This is a genomic window from Streptomyces sp. NPDC088194 (assembly GCF_040702025.1).
GTDB lineage: Bacteria > Actinomycetota > Actinomycetes > Streptomycetales > Streptomycetaceae > Actinacidiphila.
The window spans coordinates 1-9,604 of record NZ_JBFBIV010000172.1 but is presented as its reverse complement, the minus strand read 5'-3'; the positions used below and the strand labels follow the sequence as shown (position 1 = coordinate 9,604).

Genomic DNA, 9,604 nt, shown 5'->3' with positions numbered 1-9,604 from the left:
TCCACCGGGGGGTCCGAGGGGCTCCCGCCCCCCCGCGGCCGGGGCGGCGGCCCCCCCCCCCCGGCGCGGCCCTCCCCCCCCCCGCGCCGGTCTGCCGGGCGGTCAGTCGTTCTGGGGGAAGCCCAGGTTGATGCCGCCGTGGCTCGGGTCCAGCCAGCGGGAGGTGATGACCTTGCCGCGGGTGAAGAAGTGCACGCCCTCGGTGCCGTGGGCGTGCGTGTCGCCGAAGAGGCTGTTCTTCCAGCCCCCGAAGGAGAAGTACGACACCGGGACGGGGATCGGCACGTTGACGCCGACCATGCCGACCTCCACCTCGTACTGGAAGCGCCGGGCGGCGCCGCCGTCGTTGGTGAAGATCGAGGTGCCGTTGCCGTAGGGGTTGGCGTTGATCAGGCGCAGGCCCTCGTCGTAGGAGGCGACGCGGACCACGGACAGCACCGGGCCGAAGATCTCGTCGTCGTAGACCGGCATGCCCGGGCGGACGTGGTCGAAGAGGGTCGGGGCCAGGAAGAAGCCGTCGCCGTCGGCGTCGAACTCACCTGTGCTGCCGTCCACGACGAGCTTCGCGCCGGCCTCGACTCCCGCGGTGACGTAGGAGGCGACCTTGTCGCGGTGCTGCCGGGTGACCAGGGGACCCATGTCGCAGCCCCGGGTGCCGTCGCCCGTGCGCAGCCCGCCCATCCGTTCGGTGATCTTGGCCACCAGCTCGTCGGCGACCGGTTCGACGGCGACCAGCGCGGAGACGGCCATGCAGCGCTCGCCGGCGGAGCCGAACCCGGCGTTGACGGCGGCGTCCGCGGCCAGGTCGAGGTCGGCGTCGGGGAGGACGAGCATGTGGTTCTTCGCCCCGCCCAGCGCCTGGACGCGCTTGCCGTGGGCGGTGCCCGTCTCGTAGACGTACCGCGCGACGGGCGTCGAGCCGACGAAGGAGACCGCCGCGACGTCCTCGTGGGTGAGCAGCGCGTCCACGGCCTCCTTGTCGCCGCAGACGACCTGGAGCACGCCGTCGGGCAGGCCGGCCTCCTGCCACAGCGCCGCCATGGCGAGCGTCGCGCTCGGGTCCTTCTCGCTCGGCTTGAGCACCACCGCGTTGCCGCAGGCGATCGCGAGGGGCACGAACCACATCGGCACCATCACGGGGAAGTTGAACGGCGAGATCACCGCGACGACGCCGAGCGGCTGCCGGACCGAGTGGACGTCGACCGCGGTGGAGGCGTTCTCGGTGAAGCCGCCCTTGAGCAGGTGCGGTATGCCGCAGGCGAACTCGGCCACCTCCAGGCCGCGGGTGACCTCGCCGACCGCGTCGGCCAGGACCTTGCCGTGCTCGGCGGTCACCAGGGCGGCGATCTCCTCCTTGCGCTCGTGCAGGAGCTGGCGGAAGGCGAAGAGCACCTGGGTCCGCTTGGCCAGCGACGTCGAACGCCACTGCTGCCAGGCGGTCTTGGCGGAGGTGACGGCGGCGCCGACGAGTTCGGCCGAGGCGAGGTCGACGGTGCCGGACTGCTCGCCGGTGGCCGGGTTGAAGACCGGGCCGGTCCGTTCGGCGGTGCCCTGCCACGGGCGTCCGTCGATGAGGTGGGTGATGCGCCGCGGGTCGCTCACGGCTGGCTCCTTCCGGGGGGTGCGGGGTGCGGGCGGGACGTCGCGGCCGGTCGGTTCCCGGCGGCGTCTCCTTCGTGGGGGTCGTCGCGGTGGCTGCCGGCGTCGGCGGCCGGGGTGGCGTCGCCCGGGGCGAGGAGCGTGCGTTGGTCCTCCTTGTGGCGGACGTACGCGCGGTGCGCCTGCTGGGTGGAGTCGAGGGTCGAGACCTCGCTGACCGGCACGTCCCACCAGCTCGCGCTGTCGGGCGCCGGCACCAGCGGGTCGGTCTCGACGTGGATGACGACGGGACCGCCGTCGGCCGGCCATGCCTTGGCCGCCGCGATGGCGGCCTCCAGCCCGGCCTCGGAGTGCACCTCGATGACGTGGGCGCCGAGGCTGCGGGCGTTGGCGGCGAGGTCGGTCGGCAGGTGGGCGCCGTCGAGGCCGCCCCCGGCGCCGCGGTAGCGGTACTGGGTGCCGAACCGCTGCGAGCCGAGCGACTCCGACAGCGAACCGATGGAGTGGAAGCCGTTGTTCTGCACGAGGACCACGATGATCTTGACGCGTTCCTGGACGGCGGTGGCCAGTTCGGTCGGCATCATCAGGTAGCCGCCGTCGCCGACCATCGCGAAGACGTCCCGGGTGCTGTCGGCCAGCCGCACCCCGATCGCGCCGGGGATCTCGTAGCCCATGCAGGAGTAGCCGTACTCGACGTGGTAGCCCTTGCGGTCCCGGACCCGCCACAGCTTGTGCAGGTCGCCGGGCATGGAGCCGGCCGCGCACAGCACCACGTCCCGCGGGTCGGACAGTTCGTTGACCCGGCCCAGCACGGTGCTCTGGGTGAGGACACCCTCGGCGAGGCGGTCGGTCACGGCCGGGTCCGGGTGGTAGGCGGCCTCGACCTCCGCGTCCCACGCCGCCCACAAGGCGGCCTGCTCCTGCTCGTAGGAGTCCGGTACGCGGTGGCCGGCGAGGGCTTCGGTCAGCGCGGTCAGCGCCTCACGCGCGTCGGCCGTGACGGCCAGGCCCGCGTGCTTGACCGCGTCGGGTCCGGCCACGTTGATGTTCACGAACCGCACGCCGGGCTGCTGGAAGGCGGTGCGGGAGGCGGTGGTGAAGTCGCTCCAGCGGGTGCCGACCCCGATCACCAGGTCGGCGCCGGCGGCCAGCGCGTTCGCGGCCGTGGTGCCGGTCGAGCCGACCGCGCCCATCAGCCGCGGGTGGCCGTGCGGCAGGGAGCCCTTGCCGGCCTGCGTCTCGCCGACGGGGATGCCGGTCGCCTCGGTGAAGGCGGCCAGCGCCTCCTCCGCGCCGGAGTAGTGGACGCCGCCGCCGGCCACGACCATCGGCCGCCGGGCGCCGCGCACCAGGTCGGCCGCCGCCGCGACCAGCGCGGCCTCGGCCGGCGGGCGGGCGATGTGCCAGGTGCGCGGGGCGAACAGCTCCACCGGCCAGTCGTACGCCTCGGCTTGGACGTCCTGCGGCAGCGAGATCGTCGCGGCGCCGGTGTCGGCGGGGTCGGTGAGCACCCGCATCGCGCCGAGCAGCGCGGCCGGCAGCTGCTCGGGCCGGCTCACCCGGTCGAAGAACCGGGACAGCGGGCGGAACGCGTCGTTGACGCTCACGTCGGCCGCGTACGGCTGCTCCAGCTCCTGGAGGACGGGCGCGCTGACCCGGGTGGCGAAGGTGTCGGAGGGCAGCAGCAGCACCGGGACGCGGTTGATCGTCGCCAGGGCCGCGCCGGTCAGCATGTTGGTGGAGCCGGGGCCGATCGAGGCGGTGCAGGCCCAGCTCCGCAGGCGGTCCTCGTGCCGCGCGTAACCGACCGACGTGTGCACCATCGCCTGCTCGTTGCGGGCGAGGACGTAGGGCAGCGGCGAGTGGCCGCCGGACTCCCGCTCCATCTGGAGCAGCGCCTGCCCGAGGCCGGCGACGTTGCCGTGGCCGAAGATCCCGAAGACGCCGGCGAAGAACCGGCGCCGCACGCCGTCCCGCTCCGTCCACTGGGCGGCGAGGAACCGGGTCGTCGCCTGGGCGACCGTCAGCCGCACCGTCGTCGCTTCCTGCTCCGTACTCATCGCGCCTTCCCTGCTGCTGGAGGTGTCGGCGGCTCCGCCAGCGGGAGCCGCGGGTCGAACGGCTGGTCCGCCCAGGTCTCGCGTACCCGCGCGTGGGCCGGGTCGTCGCAGATCAGCCAGGCCCGCTCGGGGCCGGGGCCCGCCATGACGTTCAGGTAGTACAGGTGGGCGTCGGGCGCCGCCGCCGACGGGCCGTGCCAGCCGTACGGCACCAGGACGACGTCACCGGTGCGCACTTCGGCCAGCACGTCGATCGGCCGGTCGGCCGCCGAGGCGTGCACCCGCTGGTAACCGACCGGGTCGGTGCAGCGGTCGTCGACGGACCGGGTCTCGAAGTAGTAGATCTCCTCCAGGGCGGTCTCCTCGCCCGGGCGTTCGGCGTCGTGCTTGTGCGGCGGCCACGAACTCCAGTTGCCGGCCGGGGTGATGACCTCGCAGGCGATGATCGCCTCGGCCTCCAGCACCGCGGGGGTGCCGAAGTTGCGGACCTCGCGCGAGGCGCTGCCGGCGCCGCGCCGCTCGACGGGCACGTCGGCGGCGGGGATACGGCGGAAGGCGCGCGACCCGCCGCCGGGCGCGAGGGCGCCGGCGACGGCGACACGGGCCGCGCCACCGCCGCCCGCCCGGACGGTGATCCGGCTGCCGGCGGGCACGTAGGCGACGTCGGTGGGGCCGGCGAAGACGTCCGCGCGGCCGTCGAGTTCGGTCTCGTGCACCTGGCCGTCCGGCGCGTGCGCGGTGACGTGGACGCCGCCGGACAGCGGTACGACGATGTGCTCCCAGGGGCCGGCCTCGACCGTACGGCTGTCCGTCCCGGTCAGGTCGGCCACCCGCAGGGCGGTGTGCTGCCAGCCCGGGTGGGCGGCGGTGACGGCCAGTTCCCAGCCGTCGGCGCCGGCCGTGCCGCGGGGCAGCACCCAGCGGTTCTCGTCGGTCATCGGCCACTCCCGTGGGTGAGTTCGGCCGCGATGTCCACGGCGGCGGCCACGTCGCCGTCCGGCGGGTAGAGCAGGGCGCGCCCGACGACGAGGCCGCGGACCTGGGGCAGGCGCAGGGCGTCCTGCCAGGAGGCGTAGGTGTCCTGCGGGTCGCCCACCGGGTCGCCGCCGAGCAGGAGGGTCGGCAGCGTGGTCGCGTCCAGGACCCGTTCGAGTTCGTCGACGACCGGCAGCTTCAGCCAGGTGCGGGCGCTGGTGGCGCCGAGCCCGCTGGCTATGTGGATGGAGCGCATGACGCTGTCGGGGTCGAGCAGGTTGCGGGTGCGGCTTCCCTCACGGACCGACAGGAACGGTTCGACCATGGCCATCAGGCCGAGGGACGCCAGTTCGGTGACGGCGGCGGCGGTCGCCTCCAGCGTGGCCACGGTGGCGGGCTCGCCGAGGCAGATCCGGGTGAGGGTCTTGCCGCCGTCCAGGCCCTGTTCGGCGATGGCCCGGGGGGTGTACGCGGTGAAGCGGTCGTCGAACTCGAAGGCGGCGCCTTGCAGGCCGCCGCGGTTCATCGAGCCGATGACGACCTTGTCCTCCAGGGCGCCCATGAGCAGCAGGTCGTCGAGCAGGTCGGGGGTGCTGAGGACGCCGTCCACGCCCGGGCGGGACAGCGCGGTGGTGAGGCGGTCCAGCATGTCGCTGCGGCTGGCCATGGCCAGGCCGTCGTCGCGCACGCCCAGGGCGCCGCGGGCACTGTGGTCGGCGGCCACGATGAGCAGCCGGCCGTCCGTGCCGAGCAGGGGGCGCCGGGAGCGCTTCTGCCACGCGTGGCCGATGCGTTCGGGCTCGCGGGCCCGGATCTCGGTCAGCTGTGCGGCGTGCATCAAGGCGTCCTTTCGGAAGGGCGCGCCCGGGAGGCGAGGGCGTCCTCCACCTCGTCGGTCGTGGGCATGGCGGTGGAGCATTCGAGGCGGGCGGCGACCAGCGCGCCGGCCACGTTCGCGAACTCGATGGTGCGGCGCAGTTCCCAGCCGCTGAGCAGGCCGTGTACGAGGGCGCCGCCGAAGGCGTCGCCGGCGCCGAGGCCGTTGACGACCTGTACGGGGAAGGGCGCCACCTCGACGCGCTCGTCCCGGGTCGCGGCGAGCACGCCCTTGGGGCCCTGCTTGACGATGGCCAGTTCCAGGCCGCGGTCGAGCAGCGCGTCGGCGGCGCGGCCGGGGTCGGTCTCGCCGACGGCGACCTCGCACTCCTCGCGGTTGCCGACGGCGACGGTGACGTGTTCCAGGGCGCGGCTCACCTGGGCGCGGGCCTGTTCGGCGCTCGCCCAGAACATCGGGCGGTAGTCGAGGTCGAGGACGGTGGTGGCGCGCCGCCCGCGCGCCTGCCAGGCGGCGAAGTGGGCGGCGCGGCTGGGCTCCGCGGACAGGCCGGTGACGGTGGCCCACAGCACGGCGGTGTCGCGCACGGCGTCCAGCGGCAGTTCACCGGGCTCGATCATCAGGTCGGGCGCGGTGCCGTACCGGTAGAAGTACAGCGGGAAGTCGTCCGGGGGGAAGACCTCGCAGAACGTGACGGGGGTGGGCGGTCCGTCCGGGTCGGTGATCGCGGTGATGTAGGACGGGTCGACGCCGAGCCGGGCGGCCTCGGCGCGCACGTAGCGGCCGAAGGGGTCGTCGGCGACGCGGGTGATCAGGGCGGCGTCGCGGCCGTGCCGGGCCGCGGCGACGGCGACGTTGGTGGCGCTGCCGCCCAGGAACTTCCGGAAGGTGTCCACCTCTTCCAGCCCGACGCCGTGGTCGAGCGGGTAGATGTCGACGCCGGTCCGGCCGATGGTGATGAGGTCGTGGGCCGCTGCCCTCGTCGCTGCCACCGCGGTCACTCCCCCGCCGGTGCGGTCGGGTCCGCCGTGGCACCGGCGAGCGACAGCAGGTAGGCGACGCAGGCGCGGACGTCGGCGGCGGGGTCGGCGCCACCGCTCTCGCCGGGGGCCGCCCGCAGCACGGTGTCCTGCTCCAGTACGTACCAGCCGCCGTAGCCGGCGCTCTCCAGGATGCGGACGATGGCCGCGATGTCCACGTCACCGGTGCCGAGGGGGACGTACATGCCGTCGGCGACGGCCGCGGTGTAGGTGGCGGCACCGGCCTGGACCTGCCGGGCCAGCGCCAGCCGGACGTCCTTGAGGTGGACGTGCGCGATACGGCCGGGCCAGCGCGACGCGACGGCGACCGGGTCGCCGCCGCCGATGAGCAGGTGGCCGGTGTCCAGACACAGCCCGATGCCGCTGCCGCGCAGGACGCGTTCGGTCTCCTCGCCGCTCTCGACCATCGTGCCGACGTGCGGGTGGAGGGTCGCGGTGAGGCCGGCGCGGGCGGCGGCCCGCGAGATCCGGTCGAGGTTGGCGAGCAGCAGCGCCCAGCCGGCGTCGTCGAGCACCGGGCGGGCGTCGTACCCGTCGGTCCCGGTCGCGGCGGCGATGACGACGGTGCCGGCGTCGGCGGCCACCAGGCCGGCGATCGCGGTCTCGACCTCGGGCAGCGGGTCGTGGCCGGGGTCGTGCAGGACGACGGGCACGAACTGGCCGACGGCGCGCAGGCCGTAGGAGGCGAGGACGGCGGCCTTCTCCGCGGGGGCCGCGGGCAGGAAGCCGTCGGGGCCGAACTCGGTGGCGCTCAGGCCCAGTTCCCGCATCTGCGGCAGGACCGCCTGCGGGGGGAGCTGGTGGCCCCAGCCGGGGACCTCGCACACGCCCCAGGAGATCGGTGCGCCGGCGATACGCGCGGCGAGCGGGGCGGTCACCGGCGGACTCCCTTCGCCCGGCGGGTCTTCAGCCCGTCGGTGGCGCTGTCGCTGGCGGCCCTGGTGCTCCGCATGGCGTGCCCTTCTTCCCGGTCGGTGTTCGTGTGACCTGCTGCTGGTCGGTGCTGGTCGGTGCCGTGTGACGCGGGTCCGCGGCCAACGGCGGCGCGGGGCCCGGGCGTCTGCCCTGAGCCTGCCTTCCCGCTCGACATCATGTCAATAGTTTGTCCTGACATTATGACTGATGTGAGAGGAGTCGCCGTGCCGCCCGCGGGTCAGTGCGCGGCGACCGTCATCTCGAAGGCGTACCGCGAGGCCCGGTAGACGTGCGAGCCGTACTCGACCGGCCGTCCCGACGCGTCCTGCGCGGTGCGGACCATGGTGAGCAGGGTGGCGCCGCGGGTCTCGTCGAGCAGCCTGGCCTCGGCCGCGGTGGCCCGGCGGGCGCCGATGGACTGCTCGGCCACGCCGAGGACCACGCCCGCGCGCCGCAGCACCTGGTACAGCCCGGCTCCGGCCAGCGCCTCCGCGGTGAGCTCGACCAGGCCGGCCGGCAGGTGGTTGTGCATCAGGGCGATCGGCTCCCCGTCGGCGAGCCGCAGCCGCTGCACCGCCACCACCTCGGCGCCCTCGTCCAGATGGAGCGCGGCGGCGACCGCGGGGTCGGCGGGGACGGTGCCCACCGAGAGCACCTCGGTGGCCGGGCGCCGCCGCTCGCGCTCCAGGTCCTCGTAGAGGCTGGTGAACTGCAGCTGCCGGCGTATCCGGTTGGCCACCACCTGGGTGCCGACGCCGCGCTTGCGGGCGAGCAGGCCCTTGTCCACCAGGTGTTGCATGGCCTGACGCATCGTCGGGCGGGACAGCCCGAACTGGTCGGCCATCGCGACCTCGTTGCTCAGCCGGGTGCCGGGCGGCAGCACCCCGGACTCGATGAGTTCCTGCAGCTGCTGGGCGAACTGGAAGTACAGCGGGACCGGGCTGCCCCGGTCGATGGTGATCTGCTGTGCGAGCGAATCCACTTCCACCCCTCCAGAAACTTCTGCCGACGCAGGCCAGTATGACGCATGATGCAGTGTAAGCTCTGTACGTCCATATGTCATAACAAACTCTTGCCTTGTCATTCGCCACAGAGTAGAAAGCTGAATGCCGCTCCCGGCATCCCGCACGAAAGGCACCCGCACATGCGCATCGGACTCATAGGCACGGGCCGTATCGGCGCGTTCCACGCCGCCACCCTCGCCGGCCTGCCCGCCGTGAGTGGCATCGTGCTGCACGACGCCGACGAACACTCCGCCCGCGCCGTGGCCGAAACCGTCGGCGCGCAGTTCGCGGGCGACATCGACGGTCTGCTCGGCGCCGGCCTCGACGGCGTGGTCATCGCCGCCCCGACGGCCTTCCACGCCGACCTCATCCTCGCCGCCCAGCGGGCGGGGCTGCCCACCTTCTGCGAGAAGCCGGTGGCGGGCACCCTGGAGGAGACCGACGCGGTGCTCGCCGCGGCCGCCGACGCCCCCGTCCCGCTCCAGATCGGCTTCCAACGCCGCTTCGACGCCGGTTATCTGGCCCTGCGCGAGGCGATCACCGCCGGCCGGCTCGGCTGGACCCACACCCTGCGCGCCTGCACCTCCGACCCGACACCCCCGCACGCCGGTTACATCCCCGGCTCCGGCGGCATCTTCCGCGACTGCTCCGTGCACGACTACGACATCGTCCGCTGGGTCACCGGCCGCGAGGTCACCGAGGTCTACGCCACCGGCGCCAACCGCGGCGAGGACTTCTTCGCCGCGGCCGGCGACGTGGACACCGCCGTCACCCTGCTCACCCTGGACGACGGCACCCTCGCCACCTGCACCGCCACCCGCTACAACGGCGCCGGATACGACGTCCGGCTCGAAGTCTGCGGCTCCAAGGGCACGCTGGCCGCGGGCCTGACCGACCGGACGCCGGTGGTCTCGGCCGAGGGCGCCGCCTGGCCCGCGGACACGCCCTACGGCGGCTTCATGGAACGCTTCCAGGACGCCTACCGGGACGAACTCGCCGCGTTCACCGAGGTCGTGGCCGGCACCCGGCCGAGCCCGTGCACCGGGGACGACGCGCGCGCGGCGCTCGCCGTCGCCGAGGCCGCCACCCGCTCGCGCGAGCTGGGCCGCCCGGTCCGGATGGGCGCGGCCGGCTGAGCGGCTGACCGCACGCACAGCGACCGGACGGCGGCCGGGC

At 74.1% G+C, this 9,604-nt stretch carries 8 protein-coding genes; 1 reads left to right on the top strand and 7 read right to left on the bottom strand.

Annotation, left to right across the window (positions count from 1 at the left end; genetic code table 11):
• Nucleotides 1-102 precede the first annotated feature (102 nt).
• The 7 genes from AB0399_RS39680 to AB0399_RS39650 form a co-directional block, all read right to left on the bottom strand.
• Nucleotides 103-1,602 (bottom strand): CoA-acylating methylmalonate-semialdehyde dehydrogenase, encoded by a 1,500-nt coding sequence (locus AB0399_RS39680; RefSeq protein ID WP_328460778.1) that lies wholly within the window; start codon nucleotides 1,600-1,602, stop codon nucleotides 103-105.
• Nucleotides 1,599-3,659, bottom strand: a complete 2,061-nt coding sequence (gene iolD, locus AB0399_RS39675) for a 3D-(3,5/4)-trihydroxycyclohexane-1,2-dione acylhydrolase (decyclizing) (protein WP_366414590.1) — start codon at nucleotides 3,657-3,659, stop codon at nucleotides 1,599-1,601. The genes AB0399_RS39680 and iolD overlap by 4 nt, the downstream gene beginning before the upstream one ends.
• A complete protein-coding gene (gene iolB, locus AB0399_RS39670) occupies nucleotides 3,656-4,597 on the bottom strand; it encodes a 5-deoxy-glucuronate isomerase (protein WP_366414589.1) in 942 nt (313 codons plus the stop codon). The genes iolD and iolB overlap by 4 nt, the downstream gene beginning before the upstream one ends.
• Nucleotides 4,594-5,472 (bottom strand): deoxyribose-phosphate aldolase, encoded by an 879-nt coding sequence (locus AB0399_RS39665; RefSeq protein ID WP_328460784.1) that lies wholly within the window; start codon nucleotides 5,470-5,472, stop codon nucleotides 4,594-4,596. The genes iolB and AB0399_RS39665 overlap by 4 nt, the downstream gene beginning before the upstream one ends.
• A complete protein-coding gene (gene iolC / locus AB0399_RS39660; protein ID WP_366414588.1) occupies nucleotides 5,472-6,461 on the bottom strand; it encodes a 5-dehydro-2-deoxygluconokinase in 990 nt (329 codons plus the stop codon). Before iolC ends, AB0399_RS39665 begins: the two co-directional genes overlap by 1 nt.
• A gap of 5 nt (nucleotides 6,462-6,466) precedes the next feature.
• The gene (locus AB0399_RS39655) at nucleotides 6,467-7,387 is read right to left on the bottom strand and encodes a TIM barrel protein (RefSeq protein ID WP_366414587.1); all 921 of its coding nucleotides are present in this window, start codon (nucleotides 7,385-7,387) and stop codon (nucleotides 6,467-6,469) included.
• 275 nt (nucleotides 7,388-7,662) lie between these two features.
• Nucleotides 7,663-8,406: a GntR family transcriptional regulator gene (locus AB0399_RS39650; RefSeq protein WP_328460790.1), complete on the bottom strand. Its 744-nt coding sequence runs from the start codon at nucleotides 8,404-8,406 to the stop codon at nucleotides 7,663-7,665.
• Nucleotides 8,407-8,568: 162 nt separating this feature from the next.
• Here AB0399_RS39650 and AB0399_RS39645 point away from each other — a divergent pair, with 162 nt between their 5' ends.
• A complete protein-coding gene (locus AB0399_RS39645) occupies nucleotides 8,569-9,564 on the top strand; it encodes a Gfo/Idh/MocA family oxidoreductase (protein ID WP_366414586.1) in 996 nt (331 codons plus the stop codon).
• Nucleotides 9,565-9,604 lie beyond the last annotated feature (40 nt).

Coding starts and splice junctions, on each gene's coding strand:
- iolD (WP_366414590.1), bottom strand. CDS start 3,659: ATGAGTACGGAGCAGGAAGCGACGACGGTGCGGCTGACGGTCGCCCAG.
- iolB (WP_366414589.1), bottom strand. CDS start 4,597: ATGACCGACGAGAACCGCTGGGTGCTGCCCCGCGGCACGGCCGGCGCC.
- AB0399_RS39665 (WP_328460784.1), bottom strand. CDS start 5,472: ATGCACGCCGCACAGCTGACCGAGATCCGGGCCCGCGAGCCCGAACGC.
- AB0399_RS39645 (WP_366414586.1), top strand. CDS start 8,569: ATGCGCATCGGACTCATAGGCACGGGCCGTATCGGCGCGTTCCACGCC.